This is a genomic window from Rhizobium sp. 32-5/1 (genome assembly GCF_029537235.1).
Lineage (GTDB): Bacteria > Pseudomonadota > Alphaproteobacteria > Rhizobiales > Rhizobiaceae > Pararhizobium.
This window is the reverse complement of the sequence record NZ_CP120638.1, coordinates 700,505-726,573: the sequence shown is the minus strand read 5'-3', so window position 1 is coordinate 726,573 and position 26,069 is coordinate 700,505. Positions and strand designations below refer to the sequence as shown.

At 61.1% G+C, this 26,069-nt stretch carries 23 protein-coding genes and 7 pseudogenes; 7 read left to right on the top strand and 23 right to left on the bottom strand.

Annotated features, from left to right (window positions below):
- Positions 1-20: 20 nt before the first annotated feature.
- Positions 21-1,105 (bottom strand): annotated as a pseudogene (gene lptG / locus P6U16_RS03785) (LPS export ABC transporter permease LptG).
- On the bottom strand, positions 1,102-2,277 hold the full coding sequence (gene lptF, locus P6U16_RS03780; protein WP_277702661.1) for an LPS export ABC transporter permease LptF: 1,176 nt from the start codon (positions 2,275-2,277) through the stop codon (positions 1,102-1,104). Before lptF ends, lptG begins: the two are co-directional and overlap by 4 nt.
- Before the next feature lie 416 nt (positions 2,278-2,693).
- Between lptF and P6U16_RS03775 the strand changes: the two are divergent.
- Positions 2,694-4,186, top strand: a pseudogene (locus tag P6U16_RS03775) (leucyl aminopeptidase).
- A 7-nt stretch (positions 4,187-4,193) separates the two neighbouring features.
- A complete protein-coding gene (locus tag P6U16_RS03770; protein ID WP_277702660.1) occupies positions 4,194-4,643 on the top strand; it encodes a DNA polymerase III subunit chi in 450 nt (149 codons plus the stop codon).
- Between the two features lie 60 nt (positions 4,644-4,703).
- Here the strand turns inward: P6U16_RS03770 and P6U16_RS03765 are convergent, their stop codons facing one another.
- The 3 genes from P6U16_RS03765 to P6U16_RS03755 all read right to left on the bottom strand — a co-directional run bounded on the left by P6U16_RS03765 (position 4,704) and on the right by P6U16_RS03755 (position 6,347).
- Complete coding sequence (locus P6U16_RS03765; RefSeq protein ID WP_277702659.1) at positions 4,704-5,627, bottom strand: Gfo/Idh/MocA family oxidoreductase; 924 nt, start codon at positions 5,625-5,627, stop codon at positions 4,704-4,706.
- Positions 5,628-5,709: 82 nt separating this feature from the next.
- Positions 5,710-6,102, bottom strand: a complete 393-nt coding sequence (locus tag P6U16_RS03760) for a type II toxin-antitoxin system VapC family toxin (protein ID WP_277702658.1) — start codon at positions 6,100-6,102, stop codon at positions 5,710-5,712.
- Positions 6,102-6,347, bottom strand: coding sequence for a type II toxin-antitoxin system VapB family antitoxin (locus tag P6U16_RS03755; protein ID WP_277702657.1), 246 nt, complete (start codon positions 6,345-6,347; stop codon positions 6,102-6,104). The genes P6U16_RS03760 and P6U16_RS03755 overlap by 1 nt, the downstream gene beginning before the upstream one ends.
- A 77-nt stretch (positions 6,348-6,424) precedes the next feature.
- On the opposite strand from P6U16_RS03755, the gene P6U16_RS03750 reads away from it, so the two are divergent.
- Entirely contained in the window at positions 6,425-7,270 is an 846-nt protein-coding gene (locus P6U16_RS03750; protein ID WP_277702656.1) for a GNAT family N-acetyltransferase, read from the top strand.
- 7 nt (positions 7,271-7,277) lie between these two features.
- On the opposite strand, the gene P6U16_RS03745 is transcribed toward P6U16_RS03750, so the two are convergent.
- The 3 genes and pseudogenes from P6U16_RS03745 to P6U16_RS03735 all read right to left on the bottom strand — a co-directional run bounded on the left by P6U16_RS03745 (position 7,278) and on the right by P6U16_RS03735 (position 10,621).
- Positions 7,278-7,496: a hypothetical protein gene (locus P6U16_RS03745; protein WP_277702655.1), complete on the bottom strand. Its 219-nt coding sequence runs from the start codon at positions 7,494-7,496 to the stop codon at positions 7,278-7,280.
- A gap of 72 nt (positions 7,497-7,568) precedes the next feature.
- A pseudogene (locus P6U16_RS03740) lies at positions 7,569-9,456 on the bottom strand (ABC-F family ATP-binding cassette domain-containing protein).
- A 79-nt stretch (positions 9,457-9,535) separates the two neighbouring features.
- A complete protein-coding gene (locus P6U16_RS03735) occupies positions 9,536-10,621 on the bottom strand; it encodes a GGDEF domain-containing protein (protein WP_277702654.1) in 1,086 nt (361 codons plus the stop codon).
- A gap of 190 nt (positions 10,622-10,811) precedes the next feature.
- Here P6U16_RS03735 and P6U16_RS03730 point away from each other — a divergent pair.
- Positions 10,812-12,522: pseudogene (locus P6U16_RS03730) on the top strand (dihydroxyacetone kinase family protein).
- A 472-nt stretch (positions 12,523-12,994) separates the two neighbouring features.
- Here P6U16_RS03730 and P6U16_RS03725 read toward each other — a convergent pair.
- The gene (locus tag P6U16_RS03725) at positions 12,995-13,510 is read right to left on the bottom strand and encodes a DinB family protein (RefSeq protein ID WP_277702653.1); all 516 of its coding nucleotides are present in this window, start codon (positions 13,508-13,510) and stop codon (positions 12,995-12,997) included.
- A 136-nt stretch (positions 13,511-13,646) separates the two neighbouring features.
- On the opposite strand from P6U16_RS03725, the pseudogene P6U16_RS03720 reads away from it, so the two are divergent.
- Both P6U16_RS03720 and ndk read left to right on the top strand, forming a co-directional pair.
- Positions 13,647-14,335, top strand: a pseudogene (locus P6U16_RS03720) (glutathione S-transferase family protein).
- 105 nt (positions 14,336-14,440) lie between these two features.
- Positions 14,441-14,863, top strand: a complete 423-nt coding sequence (gene ndk / locus P6U16_RS03715; RefSeq protein ID WP_158473587.1) for a nucleoside-diphosphate kinase — start codon at positions 14,441-14,443, stop codon at positions 14,861-14,863.
- A 150-nt stretch (positions 14,864-15,013) separates the two neighbouring features.
- Here the strand turns inward: ndk and P6U16_RS03710 are convergent, their stop codons facing one another.
- From P6U16_RS03710 to P6U16_RS03670, 9 genes and pseudogenes are all read right to left on the bottom strand, one after another.
- Positions 15,014-15,598 carry a plasmid pRiA4b ORF-3 family protein gene (locus tag P6U16_RS03710; RefSeq protein WP_277700675.1) on the bottom strand — a complete coding sequence of 195 codons (585 nt, stop codon included), beginning with the start codon at positions 15,596-15,598 and terminating at the stop codon, positions 15,014-15,016.
- A protein-coding gene (locus tag P6U16_RS03705; protein ID WP_277702652.1) for an IS66 family transposase occupies positions 15,598-17,249 on the bottom strand; the annotation gives its coding sequence in 2 pieces (ribosomal slippage) (positions 15,598-15,650 and positions 15,650-17,249; 1,653 coding nt in all). The genes P6U16_RS03710 and P6U16_RS03705 overlap by 1 nt, the downstream gene beginning before the upstream one ends.
- Positions 17,250-17,326: 77 nt before the next feature.
- Positions 17,327-17,674, bottom strand: coding sequence for an IS66 family insertion sequence element accessory protein TnpB (gene tnpB / locus P6U16_RS03700; RefSeq protein ID WP_277700677.1), 348 nt, complete (start codon positions 17,672-17,674; stop codon positions 17,327-17,329).
- On the bottom strand, positions 17,671-18,012 hold the full coding sequence (locus P6U16_RS03695; protein WP_277700678.1) for a transposase: 342 nt from the start codon (positions 18,010-18,012) through the stop codon (positions 17,671-17,673). Before P6U16_RS03695 ends, tnpB begins: the two co-directional genes overlap by 4 nt.
- Before the next feature lie 43 nt (positions 18,013-18,055).
- The gene (locus P6U16_RS03690) at positions 18,056-18,517 is read right to left on the bottom strand and encodes a hypothetical protein (RefSeq protein ID WP_277702651.1); all 462 of its coding nucleotides are present in this window, start codon (positions 18,515-18,517) and stop codon (positions 18,056-18,058) included.
- 65 nt (positions 18,518-18,582) lie between these two features.
- Positions 18,583-18,801: a hypothetical protein gene (locus P6U16_RS03685; protein ID WP_277702650.1), complete on the bottom strand. Its 219-nt coding sequence runs from the start codon at positions 18,799-18,801 to the stop codon at positions 18,583-18,585.
- Positions 18,802-18,845: 44 nt separating this feature from the next.
- Positions 18,846-19,508: a hypothetical protein gene (locus tag P6U16_RS03680; RefSeq protein ID WP_277702649.1), complete on the bottom strand. Its 663-nt coding sequence runs from the start codon at positions 19,506-19,508 to the stop codon at positions 18,846-18,848.
- 93 nt (positions 19,509-19,601) lie between these two features.
- Positions 19,602-20,105 (bottom strand): hypothetical protein, encoded by a 504-nt coding sequence (locus tag P6U16_RS03675; RefSeq protein WP_277703992.1) that lies wholly within the window; start codon positions 20,103-20,105, stop codon positions 19,602-19,604.
- Between the two features lie 12 nt (positions 20,106-20,117).
- Positions 20,118-20,660 (bottom strand): annotated as a pseudogene (locus P6U16_RS03670) (CGNR zinc finger domain-containing protein); the annotation flags it as partial.
- A 66-nt stretch (positions 20,661-20,726) separates the two neighbouring features.
- Here P6U16_RS03670 and P6U16_RS03665 point away from each other — a divergent pair.
- The gene (locus P6U16_RS03665) at positions 20,727-21,623 is read left to right on the top strand and encodes a branched-chain amino acid ABC transporter permease (protein ID WP_277702648.1); all 897 of its coding nucleotides are present in this window, start codon (positions 20,727-20,729) and stop codon (positions 21,621-21,623) included.
- Here the strand turns inward: P6U16_RS03665 and P6U16_RS03660 are convergent, their stop codons facing one another.
- From P6U16_RS03660 to P6U16_RS03640, 5 genes and pseudogenes are all read right to left on the bottom strand, one after another.
- Complete coding sequence (locus tag P6U16_RS03660; RefSeq protein WP_277702647.1) at positions 21,624-22,094, bottom strand: molybdenum cofactor biosynthesis protein MoaE; 471 nt, start codon at positions 22,092-22,094, stop codon at positions 21,624-21,626.
- A 4-nt stretch (positions 22,095-22,098) separates the two neighbouring features.
- Positions 22,099-22,358 (bottom strand): annotated as a pseudogene (moaD, locus tag P6U16_RS03655) (molybdopterin converting factor subunit 1).
- Complete coding sequence (gene pgsA / locus P6U16_RS03650) at positions 22,358-22,942, bottom strand: CDP-diacylglycerol--glycerol-3-phosphate 3-phosphatidyltransferase (RefSeq protein ID WP_277702646.1); 585 nt, start codon at positions 22,940-22,942, stop codon at positions 22,358-22,360. Before pgsA ends, moaD begins: the two are co-directional and overlap by 1 nt.
- A gap of 133 nt (positions 22,943-23,075) precedes the next feature.
- Positions 23,076-25,106, bottom strand: coding sequence for an excinuclease ABC subunit UvrC (gene uvrC / locus P6U16_RS03645; RefSeq protein WP_277702645.1), 2,031 nt, complete (start codon positions 25,104-25,106; stop codon positions 23,076-23,078).
- On the bottom strand, positions 25,103-25,867 hold the full coding sequence (locus tag P6U16_RS03640) for an SDR family oxidoreductase (protein ID WP_277702644.1): 765 nt from the start codon (positions 25,865-25,867) through the stop codon (positions 25,103-25,105). Before P6U16_RS03640 ends, uvrC begins: the two co-directional genes overlap by 4 nt.
- Between the last annotated feature and the right edge of the window lie 202 nt (positions 25,868-26,069).

Genomic DNA, 26,069 nt, shown 5'->3' with positions numbered 1-26,069 from the left:
TTTGCGGTTGCCTGCCGCCACTAGCCATCCTCCTCATGCAATAGAATCGTCGAGCCCAGCGCCATCGCTACAACAACTGGCAACCAGGCTGCAACGAACGGAGGCACTACACCGCTGCTCCCGAATGCTTTTACAAGCACGGTCACGACATAAAGCACGAACCCCGACAGGATTCCACCGAGAATTACCGAGCGCGATTGGTTGAACCGGCTAAATTTCAGCGACACGCTGGCGGCAATCAATGTCATGGCAACAAGCAGAAGCGGAAGCGACAGCATCGAATGGAACTGGGTTTCCATGCCGCTGGTGGAGAAACCGAAGGATTTCGCGATTTCTATCTTCCGCAGAATGTCAAAAAACTGAATGGAATCAGCTTTCGTCAGCGCTTCCTGGATGAATTCCGGTTTCAGATTGGTACGCAACTGTGCCGTATCGACGCGACGGGGCAACTGACCATTGCGCGTTTCCGTCACATCCTTAAGCAACCAGTAACCATCTTCCAGTTTTGCCGATTTGGCATCCTGTCGCGATACAATCAGGCCTTGCGGATTGAAGTGAATCACTGCCACGTTGAGGAGCGTTGCGCCGTTGTCCTGCACCGAGCGCGCGCCGATGATCGCATCGTCGTCGCCGTAGATCTGGCGCAGCCACGGGATGGAAATGGCCGTCCGTGAAGAGGACGAGCCGCCAAGCTCGGCCTCGAGCGCTTCCGCGGCCTTGGTTCCCCAAGCGGCGATCGGATTGAGGATGATGACGGTCAGAACCCCGAACAGGAACGCGCCGATAACGAAAGGCTGCAGGAATTGCCAGACCGAGATACCGGCGGCTCTCGTCACAACCAATTCATAGCGCCGATTGAGTGAAATCAGCGCCGCCATGGCCGAAAACAGCGCCACGAAGGGCACGGTTTCCTGCAGGATCGTCGGAATACGGAACGTGGTCATCAGGAAAGCTGCGGCCAGGGAATAGCCGGGCAGCGCCGACATCCTGTTCGACACTTCAGAGAAGTCGATGATGAACACCAGGGAAAAATCCCGGCAAGGAACCAGAAAGTCGTGACGGCGTATCGCCTGAAGAAATAGCGGCCAAGTGTACTGAAAATCACTGCGCGCTGCCTCCGCTGGAGGACTTTGGCTGCCATAGACGACGCAGGCTGTCGAACCGCTCGGTCAGTTGATCGCTCCAACTGACGGCCATGCTCAGCCGTCGATTGCCGGCCAGCTGGCGGATTGTGACCGCGGCCGTGGCGAGCGGGATGGCATACATCAGCGGGATGAAGAGGCGCGAATCCTCGGCATTGTTGGCGACGTAGAAGGTCGCCCAGCGCAGCACCAGCGTGATCAACAGCGCACGCACCATCGGATGAAGTCTGGCTTCGCGATGGGAACGGGCGTCGCTGCTGACCACCAGCGCAATCAGCCCGAACAGGATCGGAAATGTCCATTCAGTAAAGCGGCGATGCAGTTCCGCATCGTAGGCGCCTGGATTTTTCTTGTAGTTTTCTTCTTCCGTGTCCGGCGCGAGGAGATAGCCCAGGCTTCGATCCTGCGCGCGGATCGTTGCGGCGCCGGCCATCTTGGTCAGGTCGGTGAGATCGAACGCGTAGGAATCGAACTTGATGATCGAGACGCCGCCATCTGGAAGCTTGCGGTGGACTTCTCCGTCCCGCATGACCAGCGCCGAACTCTTTTCGTCCACGGCCCCTTCGCGGGCATAATAGATGAGTTCGTAGCCGGGGTTGCGCGAATCAGCGACGAAGATGCCGCCCAGCACACCATTGTTGCGCCGTGAGGCTACCTGCACGTAGAGCCCGTCGGCGACCTTGCGGAAGGTGTTTTCCTGGACCACGGAAGACAAAAGGTCGGCATGGGCCGTTGCGATCATCTGGCGTGCAGCCTGACGGACGACCGGCTCGACGAAATTGTCGACGGCAAAGGAAAACAGGGCGAGCGCCACAGATAGCATCATGATCGGTCGGACGATGATCGAGCGCGAGCCGCCGGCTGCCTCGATGACTGTCAGTTCCGAATCATTGTTCATTGTCGTCAGCGTTTGGGTAATGCCGATGACGAGGGCGAAGGGCAGGACGAGCGGAATGATTGTCGGCAGGATCAGCGTCGCCAGTTGAAGGAACGCGCCGATCGACTGGCCGGTATCGGTCACGAGATTGATCCGCTGCAGCGCCTGTGTCGTCCAGATGATGCCGAGTACGGGCAAAAGCGCCGTCAGGAACATCTGGAACACACGTCGCAGGATATAGGTTTCGAAGATGATCATCGCGGCCTTGTCTCGGGAAGATCCGCCTGCGCTGCACGGTTGAACCTGAAGACGGCCTGCGTCCGTAGTTCGACGGATGTACTGCGCTCCCTGGTTCTCGCGAAGCCATGGAAGGGTCTTGCATTTCCTGCTCTAGCCGACCCCATTCGCCACCGCAATGTGGAAGTCACCTGTCATCTTTCTATTTCCGGCTTCGCGGCTTTTTGGTGACAGGGCGACAACACGCAGAGATCAAGCGAACCGGGCTGTGGTTGGTTGCCTTGGTCTGTTGAAAGCCGGTTTTGCTTTGCTTTTCAGGGCAGGGCGTTTAACAGTTGCGGTATGACGGGCCATGGCTGGCCGGCGCCGCAGGCTGTGCCGACAATCGCCCCAGACCTTGCCGACAATCGCAATTCGCTTGTTTTTCCGGAGAAAAAATGACTGTCAAATTCGAGATCACCTTCGCGAAATCAGCCCGCATTGCCGGCGGTGTTGCCGTCCTTCTGAAAACGCTTGATGCCAAGCATGCGGCGGGCGCGGATATTGCCGATCCGGAAGGCGTTGTTGCGAAGGCGGCGCGTGTCGCCAAATTCACCGGAAAATCCTTGCGCAGCCTCGATGTGATCGCCCCCATGGCTCGCTGGCGGATCGCATTGTCGTTCTTGGTCTTGGCGACGGGGCTGCGCTCTCTGACCATGACTGGCTGAAGGCCGGCGGCGCGGCCGCAGCGAAACTCAAATCGGCCGACAAGGTGACGATCTTCATCGACACGCCGGACGTAATTGTCTCGGGCAAGGCGGCCGCCGATTTCGCACTCGGCATGGAACTGAACGCCTACAGCTTCGATACCTACAAGACGACGAAGGCTGACGACGACCACAAGGCAACGGCAAAACCCATCAAGGTGACGATCGTCACGGCGGCGGTGATTGCGGCAAAGAAAGCGGCCATCGCCTCGCAGGCCATTGCGGAAGGCGTCGTGCTTGCTCGCGACCTCGTTAATGAACCTGCCAATATTCTGGGCCCGCTTGAGTTTGCAGCCAGGGCCAAGGAACTGGAAAAGCTTGGTGTCGAGGTGGAAATTCTCACCGAGCGCGAGATGAAAAAGCTGGGCATGGGCGCGTTGCTCGGCGTGGCGCAGGGCTCGGTCAGGCCGCCGCGGCTCGCCATCATGCAATGGAAAGGCGGCAAGCCGAAGGATCGGCCGGTCGCCTTTATCGGCAAGGGCGTCGTGTTCGATTCGGGCGGTATCTCGATCAAGCCCGCCGCCGGCATGGAAGAGATGAAGGGCGACATGGGCGGCGCTGCTGCCGTGACCGGGCTGATGCACGTGCTGGCCAGCCGCAAGGCGAAGGCGAACGTCATCGGCATGATCGGCCTGGTCGAGAACATGCCGGACGGCAACGCCCAGCGTCCCGGCGATATCGTCACTTCGATGTCCGGGCAGACGATCGAGGTCATCAACACCGACGCCGAGGGCCGTCTCGTTCTCTGCGATGCGCTCTGGTATTGCAACGACCGCTTCAAGCCGCAGTTCCTGATCAATCTTGCGACGCTCACCGGCGCCATCATGGTGGCGCTCGGCAGCCATCATGCCGGCCTGTTCTGCAATGACGACCGATTGGCCGGCCAATTGACCGCGGCTGGCCTCACGACGCAGGAGCGGCTGTGGCGTATGCCGCTCGGCAAGGAATACGACAAGATGATCGACAGCAAGTTTGCCGACATGAAGAACACCGGCGGCCGCTACGCAGGCTCGATCACCGCGGCGCAATTCCTCAAGCGCTTCGTGAAGGACACCCCTTGGGCGCATCTGGATATTGCCGGCACGGCCATGGGCTCACCGACCGACGAGATCAACCAGTCCTGGGCCTCGGGTTTTGGCGTGCGCCTGCTCGATGAACTGGTCCGCGCCAACTACGAGGCTTGACCGGCGCGTGACCGAAATCCTGTTCTACCACCTGACCGAATCGAAACTCGAGGAAGCACTTCCCGGGCTGCTCGACCGCTGCATCGAGCGCGGTTGGCGCGTGGTCGTTCAGACGGCGACGGAGGAACGGCGGGATCTGATCGACAGCCACCTGTGGACCTATCGCGACGACAGCTTTCTGGCACACGGCACGGATGCCGCGGATTTCGCCGACGACCAGCCGATTTTGCTGACGGCAGGAGACGGGAACGACAACGGCGCAACCGTCCGCTTCCTCGTCGATGGCGCACAGCCGCCGCCGGTCGGAGGCTATGAACGCGTCGTGTTCATGTTCGATGGCTACGACCAAGCCCAACTCGAGGATGCGCGGGCGCAGTGGAAGGCGCTGAAAGGCGACGGGCATGCGCTGACATACTGGCAGCAAAACCAAGACGGGCGCTGGGTGAAGAAGGCTTGATCAAGCAAAAGGCCGCACAGCGGTGAGCTGCACGGCCTTTCCTTTTTTAACCGCATCGGCTCAATCAATGAACGCATCCACGAACTTGCGCCGGCCAAGCATGAACGCATCGGCGACGTGGCGCAGCGGCGCCAAATCGACATCGGACTGTCCGGCGTTGATGATCTCGGCGAAGCGGGCATAGAGGGCCGGGTACTCCTGTTCCGGCTCGTCGTGTACGAGTTTGCCGTCGATCGACAGCTTGGCGCCGCCTTCGGCAAGAACCATCATGCCGGCATCGGTTTCGGCAATGATGTCCCAGCTCTGGTGGCCGGTTTGGCGCCAGTCAAAGTCCGCGGTCACCGGCAGCTTGTTCGCATCGGTGAAAGTGATTGCGGCTGAAATCGGTGCGTCGCGATTTTCGGGGAATTCCAGCGTTGCCGCGGTGATAAACAGCGGATTGGGCAGGATATGGGTGACGATCGACAGCGCGTTGATGCCTGGATCGAAGACGCCGAGACCGCCGGCCGCCCAGATCCAGTCCTGGTTCGGATGCCAGTGGCGGACATCCTCTTTCCAGATCACCTGGACATTGTTGATCTTCGTTCCGTCGAGAAAGGCCTTGGCGGCTTCGACACCCGGCGCATAACGCGAATGCCAGCTGGCAAACAGCGACAGGCCCTTGGATGCGGCCAGCGCTTCGAGGTCAGCCACTTCGCTGAGCGTCGCGCCCGGCGGCTTTTCGAGAAAGACGTGTTTTCCGGCTTCCAGCGCCGTGCGGGCTGCCTCGTAGCGGAACTGCGGCGGCATGCAGAGCGAGACGGCTTCGATGTCAGGCACCGCTTCCAGCATCGCCTCGATCGACTTGAAATTGTCGATTCCTTCGACTGTGCCGTTGCGGCTTGCCGCGGCGATCAGCTGGTAGTCCGCATTCTTGGCGATGGAGGGCAGGTGCTGGTCGCGGACGATCTTGCCGACGCCGACGATTGCGATCTTGATGCTCATGGTGTTTCGCTCGATTTGTATGATTTTATGGCGGCTTTTGTAGCAGACGATTTGACCGATACAAGCCGGAAATCACCGCGCTTTACGCCAGGTCCGTTTTAGCGAAGTCATCGCCTACAAACAGCAGCGGTACACCTGCCGCCTTGCAGGCAGCGTAGGAGAAACAGTCGCCGAAATTCAGCTTTGCCGGATGCCGCCCCTTTCCATAACGCGCAAAGGCATCAATGGCGGCAAGTCCGATTTCGGGCGTGATGGGAATGATATCAGCATCCAACTCGCTAAAGAAATTCTGCACAAGGGCAAGCGCTTCCGGAACTGTGCAGTTCATGCGTGCGGATAGAACGCTGACCGCCTCGAAGATGACCGTGGGTGTCGTGAAAAAGCGGGTGTCGGCGTTGTTCAAGCGGTCAGCCACCGCTTCAGACTGCGGCAAACGAAGGAGATATTCAACAACTGCCGAACTGTCGACGAACATCAGTCATTTCCCCACATTTCGTCCAGATAGGCTTTTTGATCGAAATTTGGATCTCTCGGTCCGAACGCGGCGAACCTGTCTTGTAGCTTCTTGAGGCGCTCCATCAGAGGAGGGCGATTTTCTTCCGCCGCGATAACCCGCTCCAGTGCAATCCGGATTGCTTCGGTCTTCGTGCGCGTTTTCAGCACCCGTTGCGCCTCAGCTGCCAAATCGTTCACGCTATCGTCGCGCACATAGAGGGGCATTGGAATATCCCGTTTGAACAATTGAATATCCACTATAGATAAGGTCGGACGATTGTAAAGTTTGCGGAAGGCTCGCCATGTCCCCCATCATCCGAAATGCCACACGCGCCGATGTTGACATGATTTTGGACTGGGCTGCCGCTGAAGGCTGGAACCCCGGCCTCGATGACGGGCCGGCTTTCTGGGCGGCGGATCCGGAAGGATTCTGGATCGCCGAGGAGGACGGTGCTATCGCGGCTGCGCTGTCGCTCGTCCGCTATGGGGCGGACTACGCCTTTCTCGGCTTCTACATGGCGCATCCGGATTATCGCGGGCAGGGCATCGGCCATGCGCTGTGGAACGAAGCGATCGAAAGGGCGGGGGCCGGCCGCATCATCGGCCTCGACGGCGTCGTCGCCCAGCAGGATAACTACCGGAAATCGGGCTTTGCCTATGCCCATGCCAATTTTCGTTATGGCGGCGTCGTCGAATGTGCCGATCCGCCCGGCACCGAGCTGGTCTCCGTTTCGCCGGTGCATGTGCCGATGATCGTCGATTACGACAACAAGTTCGTTCCTGCACTCCGGGAAGCCTTTCTCAAGGAGTGGCTGAAGCCGCTTGCAAGCCGCGAAAGCGTGGTGATGCTCCGCAATGCCACGGTTGCGGGCTATGGCACGATCAGGGCCTGCCGCGAGGGCTTCAAGATCGGCCCGCTTTTTGCCGAGCAGGAAACGGTGGCTGACCTGATCTTCCGCAAGCTGGTGGCAAGCGTCGGTGGCGGCCAGATCTATCTCGATGTCCCCGAGCCCAACGCCGCGGCCCGCGCGCTTTGTGATCGCTATAATTTGAAGCCGGTCTTCGAGACGGCGCGTATGTACCGTGGAACAGCGCCGGAACTGCCGATCGGGCAGGTTTACGGGATCACGACGTTCGAGCTGGGATAGGCGGCAGTCAAGCCATCGGATTTTGCAGGCCGTAGAGGATGACGGCGGCGAAAGCGGCAATGGTCAAGAGCACGACAAGAACCCAGAACAGCCGCCCGGCGGGAGGATCGTCAGCGACGGACACCGGCACCTTGTCGCGAAGCGCGTTGAACCTGTGGCGCGGATTGCCCCACTTCACCTGTCGGAACCGGTAGAGGTTCGATTCTGGAGAACGCTCTTGCTTCATGGTTATGAACGATAAAAGCCGGCTTTGAACGCCGGCTTAAATCAAACCTTAAAAATTTATCAATGTCTGAAACTAGCTCGCCATCGCCTGTTCGTATTCGTCGGACAAGGTCATCCAGTGCTCTTCGGCCTTGGTCAGCTTGGCGACAACCTCGGCGCGTTCCTTGACCTTGGCGGCGGCCTTTTCCGGAAACTTGTCGTAGAGATCCTGGTCTTCAAGTTCCTTGTCGAGGGCTTGAATCTGTTTCTGCAGTTTCGCCGTCAAGGATTCGACATCGTTGATCTTTTCTTGAGCGGCGCAAAGGTTGCGCGCTTGTCGGCATTGGCCTTGCGCTGCTCGGCCTTGCTCAGCTGCTCCTCGCCGCCATTGCCCTTGCCCTTGCCGCCCTTGCTCTTTGAGCTCTGGACGATGGTCGAGCGGTAGTCCTCGAGGTCGCCGTCATAGTTGGAGACGGTGCCGTCCTTGACGAGCCACAGCCGGTCGGCCGTCGCCTCGATCAGGTGGCGATCATGCGAGATCAGGATGACGGCGCCGGTATATTCGTTCAGCGCCTGGATCAGCGCGTTGCGGCTGTCGATGTCCAGATGGTTGGTCGGTTCGTCGAGGATCAGGAGGTTCGGCGCGTCGAAGGCGGCAAGCCCCATCAGCAGGCGAGCCTTTTCGCCACCGGAGAGATCCTTGGCCGGCGTGCTCATCTTGGCGGTGGCCAGTCCCATCTGGGCGACGCGGGCGCGCACCTTGCCTTCGGTGGCACCGGGCATGCGCTGGCGCACATGTTCGACGGCATCATGTTCCGGGATCAGATCATCCAGCTGGTGCTGTGCGAAGAAGCCGATCTTCAGCCCGGGCGCCGTCTGCACGGAACCGCCGGTGGCCGGCAGGCGGCCGGAGATCAGCTTGGCGAAGGTGGACTTGCCGTTGCCGTTCGAGCCGAGCAGGGCGATGCGGTCGTCGGTATCGATGCGCAGCGACATATGCTGCAGGATCGGCTTGCCGGGCGTATAGCCGACTGATGCGCCTTCCAGCGCGATAATCGGCGAGGCGGCTTCTTTTCCGGATCGGGGAACTTGAAGCCCTGGACGTGGTCCTCGATGACGGAGGAGACCGTGCCCATGCGCTCCAGCGCTTTCACGCGGCTCTGCGCCTGCCTAGCCTTGGAGGCCTTGGCCTTGAAACGGTCGATGAACGCCTGCAGGTGTTTTCGCGCGGCGTCGTTCTTGGCCTTGGCCTTGGTCTGCAGCTCGTTGGCCTCGGCCCGCTGGCGCTCGAACTGGTCGTAGGAGCCGCGATAGAAGGTCAGCTTCTGCTGGTCGAGATGCACGATGGCATTGACGGCGGTGTTCAACAGGTCGCGGTCATGGCTGATGATGATGACCGTATGCGGATATTTGCTGATGTAGTCTTCCAGCCACAAGGTGCCTTCAAGGTCGAGATAGTTGGTCGGCTCGTCGAGCAGCAATAGATCCGGCTCGGAAAACAAGACGGCTGCGAGCGCGACGCGCATGCGCCAGCCGCCCGAGAAGCTGGAGGCCGGGCGCAGCTGCGCATCGGCATCGAAGCCGAGGCCGGCCAGAATGCTGGCGGCGCGCGATTCCGCCGAATGGGCATGGATATCGGAAAGCCGCATGTGGATTTCGGCGATCCGGTGCGGATCGGTTGCGGTTTCGGCCTCCGCCAGAAGCGCCTCGCGCTCCTTGTCGGCTTTCAGCACGATCTCGATCAGCGGCTCTTCGGTGCCGGGCGCTTCCTGCGCCACCTGGCCGATGCGGGCATTCTTCGGAATGGAGACCGAGCCGGTCTCGGCTTCCATATCGCCGGTGATGATTTTGAACAGGGTCGATTTGCCGGCGCCGTTCTTGCCGACAAGGCCGGCCTTGATGCCGGCCGGGAGCGCGACGCTGGCCTGGTCGATGAGAAGGCGTCCGACAATTCGGGCCGAAAGGTTATTGAGCGTGATCATGCCGGGGTTTTGGCCGAACTCGCCTGATAAGGCAAGACCCGGAAAGCCCCGGGGCTTCATCGCGTGTCGCGGCGTGTCGTTATGCCACAAAGCTCCAGCGGTTTTTGCCGGCCTGGCTGCCGATCGCCGAGGAAAACACCAGGACGCCGGAGCCGCCATCAGCGCGCACGGCCTTCAGGGCGAGATCGGCCTGCTGGAAGAGATCGGTCGCTCCCGTGGCGCTCTGGCTCATGGCGATACCGGCCGAAAGCGACACGGCAGATTTCGTGAAGGCACGGTCCGGAAGGGCAATCTCGATCGCCTCGACGGATGCGCGAATGCGTGCTGCGATCGTAGCGGCGTTATCGGCGCTGAGGTCTTCGAAGATGAAGGCGAATTCGTCGCCGCCGATGCGGGCGACGAAGTCATTCTTCTTGATCGACTTCTTGAACAGAGCGGCGAGCTTCTTCAGGAGTTTTTCGACCGGAGCCTTGCCGTGGCTCTCGCCGAGCGCCTGCAGGCCGTCGATGGTGACGAGGACGAGCGCCGAGGCGCCAATCTCGGTGTCTTCGCCAAAAAGCGCGGCGAGGCGCATGGAAAAGGCCGTCCTGTTCGGCAGGCCGGTCACCGGATCACGGGTCAGGGCCTTGCGGTTGGCGGCAAGGTCCGCGCCGGTATCGCGCAATTGCCCGGAGATGTCGTCGAGCATTCCGGCAAAGGCCTGCTCCTCCTTGAGCAGCGCTGTCGCGGCATAGCCGAAACGCGCGGCGTCATCGGCGAAATCCGACATGGCGGTGACGGGGTCGGATTCGAGCCTTGAGATGAAGGCCAGCAGGGTTTCGGAAAAGCGCGCTTTCGTCGTGATGGACTTTTGCAGCTTCTTCTGAAGCTCGGCGATGGCGTCTGCCGTGCCGGCGCGGGCCTTTTCCGCGGCGAGGGCGGCGTGGCCGACGAGATTGTGCCTTGCGCCGATCGCATCGAGTTGAGACTGCGAGGCGCCGGCGCCAAGTGCCCCGAGATCCCGCGATAGCGCGGGCGACTGGCCGGACAGGGCCTCGTAGAAAAGTTCGTAATTGCGGGGCAGGGGCGGAATGCCGAGCTTCGCCATGGTCTGCGCGATCTTGAGCAAAAGGGCAGCGTTCTGCGTCGAACCCCGCATGCCGTCCTGCTCTGCCTGTCCTGCCATCCCGAAGCCCTCGCACATGCGTATCGCGGCAGATGGCCTCGTTTACACCACCCGCAGATGATCCTCCTCATAGCGCATGGGAATTAAGATAGTCTCAAACAGGCCTGCGGAAGCGCCTAACGGGCTTCCCGAAAGGACCGCAAATCGTCATGATCGGCAGAACAGCGTGCCCCATGCGAGGACCCAGAGAATGACGACCATATTCGACGCACCGGAAGACTTTGCAACGACGGCCCTTGCGGGCTTCAGCGCGATCTACCACCGCCATGTGCGTCTGGTGCGCGGCGGCGTCGTGCGGGCAACAAAGGTGCCGACGGGCAAGGTCGCCGTGGTCATCGGCGGCGGCTCCGGCCACTATCCGGCCTTTGCCGGCTATGTCGGCCCCGGCCTTGCCGATGCAGCAGTTGCCGGCGACGTCTTTGCCTCGCCGTCCACGGCGTCCGGCGCCCGCGTTTGCCGGCAGGCGCAAAGGGCGGCGGCATCCTGCTCGGCTTCGGCAATTATGCCGGCGACGTCCTGAATTTCGGCGTCGCCGCCGAGCGCCTGCGCGCCGAAGGCATCGACGTGCGCATCGTGCCTGTTACCGACGATGTGGCGAGCGCGCCGGTGGAGAATGCTGCCCAGCGCCGGGGCATTGCCGGCGACGTCATCGTCTTCAAGATCGCCGGTGCTGCCGCCGAGGCCGGCCTGCCGCTCGACGAGGTGGAGCGCATCGCCCGCTACGCCAATGCCCGCACGGTCTCCTTCGGCGTCGCCTTTGGCGGTTGCACGCTGCCGGGCGCCGTCGGGCCGCTCTTCACCGTGCCGAAGGGCCAGATGGCGCTTGGCCTTGGCATCCATGGCGAGCCCGGCATTCGCGAGGAAAAATGGTCTCCGCCGGCGATCTCGCCACGCTGTTGACCGACCGGCTGCTGGCCGAGCGCCCGGTGGGAACAACCCGTGTCGGCGCGCTGCTGAACGGCCTCGGCGCCACCAAATATGAGGAGCTCTTCGTGCTCTGGACGCAGGTGTCCAAACGGCTGGAGGCGGCCGGGTTGACGATCGTCGATCCGGAATGCGGCGAATACGTCACCAGCCTCGACATGCAGGGCTGCTCGCTGACGCTGGTCTGGCTCGACGAAGAACTCGAAACCCACTGGACGGCCGCCTGCGACACGCCGGTGCTGCGCCGCGGCGCCGCGATCGCCACCGAACCCGCGACCGACATGATCGTCAACGAGGATGGCACGCCGTCCTTTGCCCCGGCTTCGGAAGACTCGAAAGCCGCCGGTGCCTGTATTGCCGGCCTTGTCAGTGCGATTGCGGAACTTCTGACCGAGAAGGAGGAGGAACTTGGCCGTCTCGACACCCATGCTGGCGATGGTGATCACGGGCAGGGCATGCGCCGCGGCGCGCTGGCGGCCAAGCAGGCTGCGGATGTCGCGGTGTCCATGGGGGCGGGCGCAGCAAGCGTGCTGGCTGCAGCCGGCGACGCCTGGGCCGACAGGGCCGGCGGCACGTCAGGGGCGATCTGGGGCCTGCTGCTGCGCTGCTGGAGCGCGGTGCTGAGCGACGATGTTGGCATCGACGATGCGGCCATCGTCAAGGGTGCGCGCCTGGCGCTCGATGGCGTCATCCGGCTTGGCCGGGCACGCCTTGGAGACAAGACGCTGGTCGATGCGCTGGTGCCCTTCGTCGAAACGCTGGAACGCGAATTTGCGGCCGGAAAGCCTCTGACGGAAGCCTGGGCCACGGCCGCCGACGCGGCAAAGGCAGCGGCGGAGGCAACTGCATCGCTCATGCCAAAACTCGGCCGCGCCCGCCCGCTCGCCGAAAAGAGCCTCGGCCATCCCGACCCCGGCGCCATATCGCTGGCCATGGTCGCCCATGTCTGCACGAAGTTTCTTGCTGAGCGGGGATAAGCGCCAGACGGCCCGGCTTGGCATGACAAAGCCGGCTGAAAAGCCGGTCCTTGGTATCGTGTGAAAATGCCTTGAGCGGCGAACCGCCTGAAGACTATCGCTTGGGCAGCATGCTGCGGCCGGCATTGCGGATCGTAAGCCCTGAATCCGCCATCTGAGCGACAAGGCCTGCCGCCATCGCGGATTCGAGCGCTTCGGTATATTCCTTGCCCTCAAGCCCCTGCTTGCGCGAAAACTCTCCACCGCCCCGCGCGTGGCCGTCGGCGAAACGCCGTAGCGGTTGTTGTGGAAAGCATTGACGATGATCTGGTGTTTTTCGGCTGGGGTCATGGCGGCTCTCCGGTACGGTTGCCGCTGTGCTATCAGCATGGACCGCAACTAGATAGCGGCGTTTTGCGATGCTGCCTTACTTCTCCGAATTAAAGGTTGATTTCGCGGTTTGCCAAACCCTGCAAGTTTTAGACGAAGCCCATCACCCCGCATAACCCCGCCCCTCCGCCGTCCGCAAAAAATACGCCATGTCCAGCCCAAGGCTCGGTCTGCCCAGCGCCGTGAGCGTCATGTGGCATTGCCCCCTGTGGTGGGTCTGGTGGTTGAAGACGTGGGTGAGGCAGGGGCCGAGTTTCTGGGTGATTTCGATGGGGTTGGTGATCGGCGTATAGGTGAAGGTCCCGGAGATCGCGTCCGGCGTCAGGGCGGCGGTGAAGGTGATGAGGCGGGCGTCCTCGCGCGTTCGGGCCGCGGCAAGAGCGGCGAGATCGTCGTAGAGGATCGTGTCGAGGGCGGTTGGTGGGTCGCCTTCGCCGGTGAAACGCTTCAGCCAGATGCGGTCGGCGCAGAGGATGTGGTTGAGCGTCGCGTGCAGCGAGCCGAAGAAAGCGCCCTTGTTTTCGTGAAATTCGGCGTCGCTCAGTTGGGCGGCTGCGCCATAGACGAGGCGGTTGGCCCAGGCGTTGTAATCGGCAAACATGCGGAAATGGTCGAGCATCGTGATAGTCTCCCTTTGCAACATCCTAGCGCGGCTTTGCATCGCAAGGGGTGATGTCATCCATGAAATTTCCTGATTTGATTTTTGGCGGCAGCTAGCCTCCCATGGGGCAACCGTTCCCATTGCCGGAGGCACCATGACCCGTACACTCTATGCTCTTGCAGGCGCCGATCGCGCCCGTCACTTCAGCCCGCATGTCTGGAAGGTGGCGCTTTCGCTGGCGCATAAGGGACTGGAATATGAGACGGCGCCCGTCGGCTTTACGGAAATTCCGGCGATCGAGGGCGGGGCGACCAAGACCGTGCCGCTTTTGCGCGACGGCGACCGGCTGATCGTCGACAGCTTTGCCATCGCGCTCTATCTCGAGGAGACCTATCCGGACCGGCCGTCGTTGTTTGGCGGCGAGGGCGGCAAGGCGCTGTGCCGGTTTGTCGAAAGCTGGTCGCAGGCGGTGCTGCACACGGCGCTGGTGCGTTTCGTGGTGCTCGATATCCATGATTGCCTCGGTCCGGAAGACCAGGCCTATTTCCGCACGTCCCGCGAGGCGCGCTTCGGCAAGAGCCTGGAAGCGGTGGTCGAGGCGGGGGCCGGCGAGATCGAGACGTTTGCGCCCAAGCTCGAGCCTTTGCGCGCGCTACTCGGCAAGCAGGCTTTTTCGGGGGCGAGACGCCGTGTTTTGCCGATTACATCGTCTTCGGGCCGCTGCAGTGGGCCCGCATCGTTTCGCCGAAGGTCGTGCTTGGCGATGGAGACCCGGTCAAGGACTGGTTCGAGCGCTGCCTTGATCTCCATGGTGGCGTCGGGCGTTCCGTGACATCGGCGTGAAACTTCGCCCTGTCTGGCCGAAATGCCCTGTCTACCTCTTGTTTTGCTTGGAATTGGCGGCTATTGAACCGCCAAATTCACGGAAAAACCAAAGGAATTGAGACAATGGCGATTGAACGCACCTTTTCGATGATCAAGCCGGACGCAACCAAGCGGAACCTGACGGGCGCCATCACCAAGATGCTCGAAGATGCCGGTCTGCGCGTCGTCGCATCGAAGCGCGTCTGGATGAGCACGCGCGAAGCCGAAGGCTTCTACGCCGTTCACAAGGAACGCCCTTTCTTCGGCGAACTGGTTGAATCTATGACATCGGGCCCGACCATCGTTCAGGTTCTGGAAGGCGAAGGCGCCATCCTGAAGAACCGCGAAATCATGGGCGCAACCAACCCGGCAAACGCCGACGAAGGCACGATCCGCAAGACGCATGCCCTGTCGATCGGCGAAAATTCGGTTCACGGTTCGGATGCTCCGGAAACAGCCGCCATCGAAATCGCCTACTGGTTCTCCGGCACCGAAATCGTCGGCTGAATCAAGACTTTAGGGTTTCGGCCCGAAGTGACTGAAATGAATCATGAAAGGGCCGGAGCGGAAACGCTTCGGCCTTTTTAGTTTTTCGTGTCGAACTTGAAGATCGGTTGGCCCGAGAGAAGCAGTAAGCATTCGCCGAAGGCCGCAGTTTCAGGCCTTCTTTCGCGTTCGGCGTTTCCATTTCGCAGCCAGAGCTTCGACGTTTTTGCCGAGACTTCTGGAATCGACCTCTCCGGGGTCGTAGTCTGAGCTTCCCCACCATTCGAGCAGTTCTTGATGTCGCTCATGGTTGACGTCGGCAAGAGCCTCGCGGAACTCTTCATAGCCCCAAGGGCCGCCAACATCCTCCGGAGGACACCGTCCGACAACCTCGAGAAGGAATGGATCGTCAAAGCCGGCCGTCGCTGGAAAGATCTTTTCGATTTTCACGGTGTGCGTCCAGCCGTCGCCGAAGTCATAGAGGTACTTGAATGATTTCGCGCCGATATCTTCGATGGCAGCAAGAAGCGTTTCCTTGCGTGCATCGATGGGACCATCAAAGTCACCATCAGGCACGCCAAACCCGATGTCACGGATCCTGAACTCATACAGATGACTGTTGGTCCAACCGAAAGCCTCCTGAAGAACTTCATGAAGCCGGTCAAGCCGAATGCGGAATGGGACGACAACGCGCCGCATCACCAAGGGATCAACGTCATCGAGCGTGATCTTCAAGCGAACGAGAGGACCTGCCATCAGGCTGCCTGCCTCAGTGGCGAGGTCTTGGTTTTCCGCCAATTCCAGGGAGAAGCTCATCAAGGCGGCTGGCTGGATGATCGGCGATGCGGGCGAGAACATCGGCAAGCCAAGCCTGTGGGTCAATGCGGTTCATTTTCGCGGTGACGATCAGGCTGTACATGGCCGCTGCCCTTTGTCCTCCGCGATCGGAACCGGCAAATAGCCAGGCTTTTCGTCCGAGCGCCACACCGCGCAGAGAGCGCTCCGCGCAATTGTTCGACAGGCAGATACGCCCGTCGTCGAGGAAGCGGGTGAAGGATTCCCAACGGTTCAGCATGTAGTCAAACGCCTTTGCCAAGTCATTGTCGCGCGGCAACCGGGCGCGGTGTTCGCGTATCCATATCTCCATGTCGCCGATCAGCGGTTTTGACAACTGCTGGCGGATTGCCTTTCGTTCATCTGCAGTGCGGCCATTGATATGGCGTTCGATTTCGAACAATGCGTCGATCCGCTGCACCATGTTCAAGGCGACCGGCGAGATGACGGCGGCACCTTTACCCTGCGCTTTTCGGCGCGCGTTGGCCTCCAGATCGGCTTGCGCAAAGAATGGTCGTCTGGCATGCGCCCAACACGCCGCCTCATGAATCGGGCCCGGACTTCGATCAGGAAGATAAAGCTGGCCATAGCCCGTATAGGCATCCGCCTGAAGGATACCGCTATAGTTGGCCAGATGCGCCTGTGGATGTTCGCCGGCCCGGTCCCGGGAATAATAGAACATCGCCGACGGAGGCGCCGTACCGCCAAACGGAGCATCGTCCTTGACATAGCTCCATATCCGACCGGTGACGGTCTTGCCGAGAGCGAGAACCGGCACGGTCGTGTCATCACCGTGGATCCGTTCAGACGCGAACGTATGGCTTTCAATCCGCCGCACCAGCGGGTCAAGGACCTGGCAGCACGCGCCAATCGCGTCTGCTGCAGTCGACAGACTGATCGGCACACCTTCCAGGGCAAAACGTTCGACCTGGCGATTGAGGGGAATGTGCTGGCCGAACTTGTCGCAGAGCATCATCGCCAAAAAGCTCGGACCAGCCCACCCTCTCGGTATGACATGGAAGGGTGCAGGTGCCTGGCTGATCTTCTCGCAGTCACGGCAGGTGAACTTTTCCCGCACCGTCTGAATGACCTTCCAGCTCCGCGGTACGCTCTCCATCGTTTCGGTGATGTCTTCGCCGAGCTTGCGAAGCCGTTCACCGCCACAGCAACTGCAGGTAACCGGGCCTGGCACCACGGCACGCTCACGCGGCAGATGTTCCGGAAATGGCTTCTTGACCGGCCGCTTGCGCGTAAAGCCGGTGACCGCAACCGCTGCAGCAACGGCCATTTCGGCGGCAAGCTCATCTTCGGTCGCCGTCGCTTCGGCGTCCTCAAGCATCAGCTCCATCTGCGCAATCAGCCGTGCCGTACGTTCCGACTTCTGACCGCGCAGTTCCCGTTGCAGCTTTTCGATATAGACTTTCTGGCGAAGAATGATGGCCTGATCGTCGGCCTCCTTGGCCTTGGCAACAGCCAATTCGGCCAAGGCTGTAGCCCGTTCCGCCCGCGCTGTCGCCAGCTCTGCCTCCAGGGCAGCGGCATGATCACGGTGATTTTCCGAGCCGGTTTCCATGCTCGAACTCAATCACAAAACCACTGATTTGCATAGGTTTTCTTGATGCCAATGGCGGCAAATCCCGCCCAAAAACACTATCCAGCGCTCGTCGGGCGCCATGTCTGCTGCGGGTTTCGCCAGTCAATTCCCTCAAGCAAATAGGACATCTGGCCAGCCGTCAGCGCAATCGCTCCACCCTCCGTCGTCGGCCAAATGAAACGGCCGCGCTCGAGCCGCTTTGCGTATAGCGAAAGCCCAATTCCGTCATGCCAAAGAGCCTTGATCAGCCGGCCGCTTTTCCCGCGGAAGACAAAAACGTCACCCTTGAACGGGTCTCGACCCAGACCTTCCTGCACGATCAGAGCCAGGCCCTGCATTCCCTTGCGCATATCGCAATGGCCGCTCGCAATCCAAACCCGCACGCTCGAACTGATCGGGATCATTTGAGCGCACGCATCACTGCTGCGGCAAGATCACAAGGCGCCCCGGACGCAATCCTCACCTTGATACCGTTCGCAAAGTCCACAACGATGGTCGCCGCACCACCATCGCCGTCGCCAGGAACGTCCAGGACAGTCGCTGGCACGAAAGCCGGCCCAACTTTCACAGACAGCGCTTGGCGCCGCCACGTGTAGAGCAGCCCCGTCGAAACATCAAAACGACGCGCTACTGCCGAGACATTTGCCCCCGGAGCAAATGCTGCTTCCAGAATTTCCAGCCGTTCATCCGGTGACCAACGACGACGCCGTTCTTGACCCGTCAGCAAAATGGCCTGTGCCATAGTTCCTCATTGCGCTCTTAAGTCCACTCTCAAGAGCGCAAAATCACAATCTCGGCAAATCCCCGCAAGGCGGTCCACACCGGAGGGATACGAGAAGCACGGCTTCGGCCGGGTGCGACAGATAGGAGGCGCAGTGCCGGTCGATCCGCGCGGCGAAATCGGTCGCGGTGAAGACGCTCGCTTCGCCGGCCGGTGCCGCATCCACGAAGGCGGCCAGTCCCTTGAGGTCACCCTTGGCGAACAGAAGTTCGGATAGCATGATGAGCAGCGCCGGATCGTTGGCAAGCCCCGCCGGGACCGTGCCGTTCCGGACGATCTGTGCCATGGCTAGCCATTCGGTATATTTGCCTTTCATCGCTTCCGAAAGCTCCGCTGGCGGCTCCGGCTGCGTCTGGCTTTCACCGCGAACATACGGTGTCAACGCCTCGACGACCAGCAGGTGGTCGATGACGTCGCGCGGGGTCATGTGGCCGCTGGATGCGTAGCGTCCGGTTTGTATCGTCACAGAGGCCAGCATGTCATCGACAACGCTCCGATCGCCAGTGGCCTGGACAAGGGTGCGATAGGCGATCAGCCAGGCGGCATCGAACGTGCCGTCGCGCCGGATTTTTCCTCTTCGACTGCGGTCTTGACAGCGGTTGCCGCTTTGGCTGGCGATTTGAAATCGCCCGTCTGGTTCAGATAGGTGTTGAGGAAGGAGAATTCGGGTTCGAGGGATGTCCCGATCACGGTCGCATGGATGCCGGCCCGGCTCTCGGCCGCGTCCGGCGTTTCCGCGCTCATTTTCAAGCGCGGATTTCCCACGAAAGCCGGTACCCAGTATGCAATGCGTGTCAGGTCTTCGATATTGCTGCCGGGAGGGCGTCGCGAGATGAACCCCGCCCAGGCTTCCGGGTTTTTTCCGTAGCGACGAGCTGGGCGGCGATGAGGTCGGAGATCAGCGGGATATTCCGCTTTTCAGCGGCAAGCGCGATCTTCTCCTTCAGCGCATCCGGCTGGTCGATGATGGCGGTCATGATCGCCTGCGCTATTCCACCCAGGCGTTCCTTCGGTGTTGCGGCAATGCGATCCATCAGGATATCGGCACCGCTCCTCGTCAGAAGGAGCGCGCGGATGGCGGAGATGGGTAGCGAGATGGTCAACGTATCGAGGCGATCCTTGGCAAGCCGGGGCAGGGCCTGATGGTCGCCGATCCAATGGATCGACCATGCCAGCGCCAGTTCGTCGGCGCCACGCACCTTGGCATCCAGCAGTCCGTTCAACAGCGCCGCGCCTTCTTTTTCCGTCAGTTCGCCGTAGCGGATTTTGAGGAAGGCCGGGCGGGCGCCGTAGTGTCGGGCAGCAAGCCTGTGTACCGATGGCTGGTCGGACAGCGCCGTATCGACAAGCGAAAGCAATGCGTCTTTCGAACAGCGCGGATCGTCAGCGGCACCGGAGGGTGTCCGGGAGGCAAGAGCAATCAATGCGGCAAGCACTGCAACCGACAGGCGCGGCATGGCAATCTCCCGACGTCACGGGCATCCGATGGAGCGAATATGCCCGGCAGGCCAATCCTATGCCTGACGGGACGGGCGGGCAACGGGCTTTATTCAGCCGCACTTTGCCGTCTCGAAGCGCGCCGGCGCCTTGCCGTCCTTGAAGACCTCCGGGTTCTTGTCATAGCCTGGACCAACGACCAGTGCCTTTGCGGGAAGAATACTCTGGTCGAGCTTGGAGGTCACGGTGGTTTCGAGCGTCTGGAGGATCGTGCCATCAGGCCCCTTCACCTCGATCGTCACCCCGTAGGGCTGCTCCTTCTTCACGCAGGTGATGTCGGCGCTTTCGAGCACGACCTTGTCGAGCTTTGCAAAGAGCTTCCGCTCCATCGTTAGCGGCGGGCCACCGGCCGGGTTTTCAAAGGTGGCCACCACGGTGCTGCCTTCGGGCACCGGTTCTGTTTTCGAAAGAACGATCATGTAGGTGGCATAGGCCAGCCGGTAGTTGAAAACGAACATCTTGCCGGTCAGTTTCAGGATGTCCGGATTCGTCTCGCGCTGGCATCCGGCAAGCGCCGCGACGGCCAGCATCATGGCAATGACTGTTCGTAAACGCATGGCTAAGCCTCCTCTCTGCCTGTCATAATGGCGTTTCGCCTTGGCGCGATTGCCGCAGACGGCCATGTCGCACCACATGCGGCTGCGATTTCGGCTGCGGTCGAGAAACAGCCACTGGCAATTGGCGCAGATCTTCACGCGCTGCGGCTCCGGATGGGTCGCCAGCATCAGCGCGGACCGTGCCGTCGCCGTATCCAGCGGCATGCCGTCCTTTCCCGGCCCCGAGCGGCGGATCACGGCGGAAACGGCGTCGAGCAGGTCAGCGAGGTGCGCCGGTGTGGATTGACCAAGCACCTCGGCCCGGAAATGGGCGTCCGTCCTCTCGCGCAGATCGATAAAGCGTTTGCGATTGTCCGGTTTCACCGGTGTCAGCCGGCCGAAAAAGCCGGCGTCTGCGCAGTGGGTATTGGCCGCATCGGCAAAGGCATCCATTGCCGTGTGATCCGCGTAGCGGTCGGTTCGCCGCTCCGGATCAAACCGCAGGATCACGGAATTGGCGACGTCGAGCGCCAGCGTGCCACCGGAAAATCGATGCGGTGTCCAGGAAAACGTCATAGCAAATCCTAACTGGTAAAACGCATTTTACCAGTTATAATGAAAATGTCATCATCGGAACGCCGCATGGCCTATTTTCTCCAGCAGCTCGCCAATGCCGTGCCTGTCGCAGCGCTCTATGCGCTGCTCGCCTTCGGCTATGCCATCGCCTTTGCCGTGACGCGGCGGGCCGATCTCACCTATGGCGCGCTGTTCGGCTTTGCGGGCCAGATATTCCTTCTGTTTGCCGATTTCGGCTGGAACAAGCTTTGGCTCGTCCTGCCGGCAGCTCTCGCCTTTGCAGCGGTTCTCGCGTTGGTCTATGCCGGCGGCGCCGGACTGCTGATCGGCCGATCGGTGATGCGCAAGCTTGTCGATACATCGGCCAATACGGTGGTGGTCGCATCACTCGGTGTGGCGCTGGTACTGATGGAGCTGTCGCGCATCGCCGCCGATACCCGTAGCCTCTGGCTGCCGCCCTTTCTCAACGTTCCCCTTGTTCTGTGGGGCGATGCAAGCTTCCCTGTGACGCTGACGCTCATCCAGATGCTCAACACGGCAGTCATGCTGGGGCTTGTTGCCGGCTGCGCGCTGTTCCTCGCCCGCTCATCCTGGGGCAGGGCATGGCGGGCGGTGTCCGACGATCCCGGCGCTGCCGCCTTGTGTGGCGTCGATGGTCGTCGGGTGTTCGTATCGGCCTATGCGTTTTCGGCGCTGCTCGCCGCGGTTGCCGGCATTCTGGCGACATCCTATTACGGCAACATGGATTTCGGCGCGGGCCTTACCTTCGGCGTCAAGGTGCTGTTCATCGCGGCGATCGGTGGCCAGACCAGCCCGCTGCAGGCGGCGGCCGGTGCTGCCGTGATGGGCCTCGCTGAAACGCTCTGGAGCGCCTACGGCTCCATGCTCTGGCGGGATTTTGCGATCTTCTCGCTGCTGATTCTGCTTCTGGTGCTTTTCCGGCGGGAAAAATTCCAGCCGTGATCAGGCTTTCGTCCAGCGCTCTCTCGCGCTGTCGTCGGCATCCTTTGCGCTGACCCAGCCGCCGGCGCTGCCGTCTGCGCCGTGTTCCTTCTTCCAGAAGGGCGCGGCGGTTTTCAGGAAATCCATGATGAAATTTGCGCCATCAAAGGCCGCCTGCCGGTGCGGGGCGGCGGTGATGACCAGAACGATGTTTTCGCCAGGCGCAATCTTGCCGTAGCGATGGATCGCCGTTGCAGCCTGCAGATGGAAGCGTTCTACGGCCTCGTTGCAAATCCGGGTGATCTCGACCTCTGCCATGCCCGGATAATGCTCGAGTTCGAGCGCCCCCAGCGCTCCGCCCTCGTCGCGGCAAAGGCCGGAAAACGTGACGACGGCGCCGATGTCATGGCGCCCTTCAGAAAGCGCACGGACTTCCCCTGCAAGGTCGAAGTCCTCGCGCTGGACAAGGACGCGGATCGGAGCCCCGGACATGGGGTTAACCCCCAGTCATCGGTGGAAACAGCGCAATTTCGCGCACGCCGGCGATCGGTTCGCGGTGATCGACATGCTCTTGGTTGAACGCCACCCGGATGACGTTCTCATGCTCCAGCGCCGTCTCGTATTCCTCGCCCAACGTCTTCAGATGCTTCAAAGGTCGCCGGCCGTTACGACACTGGCCGGTAGGTCCAGCGTCTCCTCGGCTTTGCCGATGCGCTCGCGCACCCAGGCGAAATAGACGAGATCGACGCTGGCCATCAGTCGACCATGTGCTTCAGGCCGGCGCGAAAATAATCGTAGCCGGTATAGATGGTCAGCACCGCCGCGACCCAAAGCAGGCCGATGCCGATTTCCGTCGTGTAGGGCAGAATCTTGTCACCGGCAGGTCCTGCGAGCAGGAAGGCGATGGCAAACATCTGCGCTGCCGTCTTCCATTTGGCGATCTGTGTCACCGGAACGCTGACCTTCAGCGCAGCCAGATATTCGCGCAGGCCCGAAACGAGGATTTCGCGGCAGAGAATGATGATGGCAGCCCAGAGCGACCAGCCGGCGATCGTACCGTCTGCGGCGACCAGCAACAGCACGGAGGCGATCAGCAGCTTGTCGGCGATCGGATCGAGCATGCGGCCGATATTGGAGGTCTGGTTCCAGATGCGGGCGAGATAGCCGTCGAGATAGTCGGTGATGGATGCGACCACAAAAAGCCCGAGCGCCGTCCAGCGAGCGAAGTCGGAGCTTTGCAACCGGCCCTCGATGAAGAAGCACAGGACAATGACCGGAATGGCCAGGATGCGACCATATGTCAGCAAATTCGGAATGTTGTAGGCGGCAGGCGTGGCCATGGATTCGGGTTCTCGATGTTCTTGGGCACAGATGAAAGACTTTGTGACGGCAAGGTCAACCGGTCTTTGAGGGATCACCTGAAATTGTGGCGGAATTCATCTGAACCCACGGTGAACCGTGTCACAAACGATTTCATTTTGTACCGTCATCGTGGAAATGATCGTAGACGAGACGCGCAACGGCCTCGGAAATGCCGCCAACGGCCAGGAGATCGCTGAAAGCCGCACGGGAAACGGCCTTGGCGGTGCCGAAGTGGTGGAGCAGTGCGCGCTTGCGCGTCGGGCCGATGCCGGCGATCTCGTCCAGCGGGTTCTTGACCATTTCCCTTTTGCGCCGGGCCCGATGCGAGCCGATGGCGAAACGATGCGCCTCGTCGCGCAGGCGCTGGATGAAATACAGCACCGGATCGCGTGGTGGCAGCGTAAAGCCGGGACTGCCGGGCGGAAAGAAGCGTTCGCGGCCGGCATCGCGATCGACACCCTTTGCAACGCCGATCGCCGTCACACAGTCCTCGATGCCGAGCTTCTTCAGAATGGCGCGCACGGCCGTCATCTGGCCCTGTCCGCCGTCGATCAGGATGACATCGGGCCATGCGGGGAAGGGTGAATCCTCGATTGCCTCCACCGTGCGGTCGGGTTTGCCCTCTTCCTTCAAAAGGCGCGAGAAGCGCCGGGTCATGACTTCCTTCATCATGCCGAAGTCGTCGCCGGGCGTGATGTCGGTCGATTTGATGTTGAACTTGCGATACTGGCCCTTTACGAAGCCTTCCGGCCCGGCAACCACCATGCCGCCGACGGCATTGGTGCCCATGATATGCGAGTTGTCGTAGACCTCGATGCGGCGCGGCACGGTGGAGAGTTTGAAGGTTTCGGCAAAGCCTTCCAGCAGCTTCGATTGCGAGGCTGTCTCGGCAAGCTTCCGTCCATGCGCCTCGCGGGCATTGGCGACCGCGTGATCGACCAAATCCTTCTTCTCGCCCCGCTGCGGCACGAGAATTGAAACCTTGTATCCGGATTTTTCCGTCAGGGCGGCGCCGAGAAGCTCCTGCTCCTCGACCGTTTCGCAGAGCAGGATTTGCCGCGGGCAGGGCTTGTCGTCGTAGAATTGCGCCAGGAACGCGGCGAGCACTTCCGCCGGCGGTAGCGACGGGTCGGCCTTGGGGAAATAGGCGCGATTACCCCAGTTCTGCCCGGTCCGGAAAAAGAACACCTGGATGCAGGACACGCCGCCCTCGTGATGAATGGCGAAGACGTCCGCTTCGTCGACGCCGGACGGGTTGATACCTTGGTGGCTCTGCACATGCGACAGCGCCGCCAGCCGGTCGCGGTAGAGGGCGGCCCGCTCGAAATCGAGATTTTCGGAGGCCTCGCTCATCGCCGATGCGATCGTGGCTTTGACCGCCTGGCTTTTGCCTGAGAGGAAGTCGTTGGCTTCGCTGACCAGCTCGGCATAGTCGGCATCGCTGACCTCATGGGTGCAGGGTGCGGCGCAGCGCTTGATCTGGTGCAGCAGGCAAGGCCTTGTGCGGCTTTCAAAGACGCTGTCGGTGCAGGTGCGCAGCAGAAAGGCGCGCTGCAGCGAATTGATCGTGCGGCCGACCGCGCCGGCGGAGGCGAAGGGGCCGAAATAGCTGCCCTTGCGGCTGCGCGCGCCGCGATGCTTGTAGAGTGCCGGCGCGCGGCTGTCGCCGGTCACGAGGATATAGGGAAAAGACTTGTCGTCGCGAAGAAGCACGTTGAAGCGTGGCCTTAAGCGCTTGATCAGGTTGGCTTCGAGCAGCAGCGCCTCGATTTCGGTGCGCGTCGTCACGAATTCCATGTGGGCGGTTTCCCGCACCATTTTCGTCAGCCGGTTGGAATGGACCCGACCCTGCGCATAATTGCTGACGCGCTTCTTCAGGCTGCGCGCCTTGCCGACGTAAAGCACGTCGCCGGCTTCGTTGAACATGCGGTAGACGCCGGGACTGTTGGGCAGGCGCTTGACGAATTCCTGGATCAGTTCGGCACCGCGCAGGCCGTCGGGAATGGCGCTGGTTTCGGCCCAGTCGAGCACGGGGCCATGTGCTGCCGCCTCAGGCGCGGCCGACAGGTCCTCGTCTTCGTCGGCCTCGACATCGGTCTCTTCGTAGAGAATTCCGCCGTCCTGGGGCGCACGCCCTGTCATTCCACAATCTCCAAAATATCCGGCGTTTCCCACGCCAGATGCTGGCCGCCGTCAAGGGCGATCATTTGCCCGGTTATCGACGGTGTGTCGAACAGAAACCGGATGGTGCGGCCGAATTCCCCAAATTCCGGACCAGCCCTCAGGATCAGCGCATCCACCTGTTTGCGAAAATCCTCGATGTTCTGGCGCTCGTTGGGCACGGTCGGCCCAGGGCCGATGCCGTTGACGCGGATATCGGGAGCCAGTGCCTGCGCCATCGTCTGCGTCGCCGTCCAAAGCGCGGACTTGGACAACATATAGGAATAAAATCGCGGATTTGGAGCCCAGACCCGTTGGTCGATGACATTGACGATCAGGCCCGCATGGGCCGCCGGCAATTGCCTGGCGAAATCGCGCGCCAGCATAGACGGCGCCTTCACATGCAGCGCGAAATGCCGATCCCAGACACCTTCGTCCAGTTGATCAAGGCTGTCCTTCTTGAACAGCGACGCATTGTTGACCAGAATCCCGACCGGGCCGATGGCTGCGTTGACCTCGTCCATCAGGCCGCCCACAGCTCCGGTTTCCGTCAGGTCCGCCTGCACCACGGACGCCCGACCGCCTTGTGCACGAATGGCGCTGGCCAGCGCCTCGGCCTCATCAACAGAGGTGTTGGCGTGGATCGCCACGGCAAAGCCGTGTGCTGCCAGATCCTCGACGATTGCCCGGCCGATGCGGATGGCCCCGCCGGTGACCAGCGCTGTTTTCAACTGCGTCTTCAAAGGATTTTTTCCATACTTTCCGAGTCGCCACCTTCTACGGCAAGGATACAGGGCCGGATGTGCAATGCGAAACCGCTCTCGTCGATTCCTTTCGGAAAATTTAACGGGAAGTGTCGGAATTGAATTGTTTCCACTGGAATTAGTATAGTTTTCACTAACCTTATTTTATAGTTAACGAAATGCCTGTGGCGCTCAAGCAACA

What these genes read in the sequence shown, in the direction of transcription:
- lptF (WP_277702661.1), bottom strand. Translation starts at nt 2,277, where the DNA reads ATGATCATCTTCGAAACCTATATCCTGCGACGTGTGTTCCAGATGTTC.
- P6U16_RS03765 (WP_277702659.1), bottom strand. Translation starts at nt 5,627, where the DNA reads ATGAGCATCAAGATCGCAATCGTCGGCGTCGGCAAGATCGTCCGCGAC.
- P6U16_RS03760 (WP_277702658.1), bottom strand. Translation starts at nt 6,102, where the DNA reads ATGTTCGTCGACAGTTCGGCAGTTGTTGAATATCTCCTTCGTTTGCCG.
- P6U16_RS03755 (WP_277702657.1), bottom strand. Translation starts at nt 6,347, where the DNA reads ATGCCCCTCTATGTGCGCGACGATAGCGTGAACGATTTGGCAGCTGAG.
- P6U16_RS03750 (WP_277702656.1), top strand. Translation starts at nt 6,425, where the DNA reads ATGTCCCCCATCATCCGAAATGCCACACGCGCCGATGTTGACATGATT.
- P6U16_RS03745 (WP_277702655.1), bottom strand. Translation starts at nt 7,496, where the DNA reads ATGAAGCAAGAGCGTTCTCCAGAATCGAACCTCTACCGGTTCCGACAG.
- P6U16_RS03735 (WP_277702654.1), bottom strand. Translation starts at nt 10,621, where the DNA reads ATGGCAGGACAGGCAGAGCAGGACGGCATGCGGGGTTCGACGCAGAAC.
- P6U16_RS03725 (WP_277702653.1), bottom strand. Translation starts at nt 13,510, where the DNA reads ATGCTCGACCATTTCCGCATGTTTGCCGATTACAACGCCTGGGCCAAC.
- ndk (WP_158473587.1), top strand. Translation starts at nt 14,441, where the DNA reads ATGGCGATTGAACGCACCTTTTCGATGATCAAGCCGGACGCAACCAAG.
- P6U16_RS03710 (WP_277700675.1), bottom strand. Translation starts at nt 15,598, where the DNA reads ATGGCAGGTCCTCTCGTTCGCTTGAAGATCACGCTCGATGACGTTGAT.
- tnpB (WP_277700677.1), bottom strand. Translation starts at nt 17,674, where the DNA reads ATGATCCCGATCAGTTCGAGCGTGCGGGTTTGGATTGCGAGCGGCCAT.
- P6U16_RS03695 (WP_277700678.1), bottom strand. Translation starts at nt 18,012, where the DNA reads ATGGCACAGGCCATTTTGCTGACGGGTCAAGAACGGCGTCGTCGTTGG.
- P6U16_RS03680 (WP_277702649.1), bottom strand. Translation starts at nt 19,508, where the DNA reads ATGCCGCGCCTGTCGGTTGCAGTGCTTGCCGCATTGATTGCTCTTGCC.
- P6U16_RS03675 (WP_277703992.1), bottom strand. Translation starts at nt 20,105, where the DNA reads ATGCGTTTACGAACAGTCATTGCCATGATGCTGGCCGTCGCGGCGCTT.
- P6U16_RS03665 (WP_277702648.1), top strand. Translation starts at nt 20,727, where the DNA reads ATGGCCTATTTTCTCCAGCAGCTCGCCAATGCCGTGCCTGTCGCAGCG.
- P6U16_RS03660 (WP_277702647.1), bottom strand. Translation starts at nt 22,094, where the DNA reads ATGTCCGGGGCTCCGATCCGCGTCCTTGTCCAGCGCGAGGACTTCGAC.
- pgsA (WP_277702646.1), bottom strand. Translation starts at nt 22,942, where the DNA reads ATGGCCACGCCTGCCGCCTACAACATTCCGAATTTGCTGACATATGGT.
- uvrC (WP_277702645.1), bottom strand. Translation starts at nt 25,106, where the DNA reads ATGACAGGGCGTGCGCCCCAGGACGGCGGAATTCTCTACGAAGAGACC.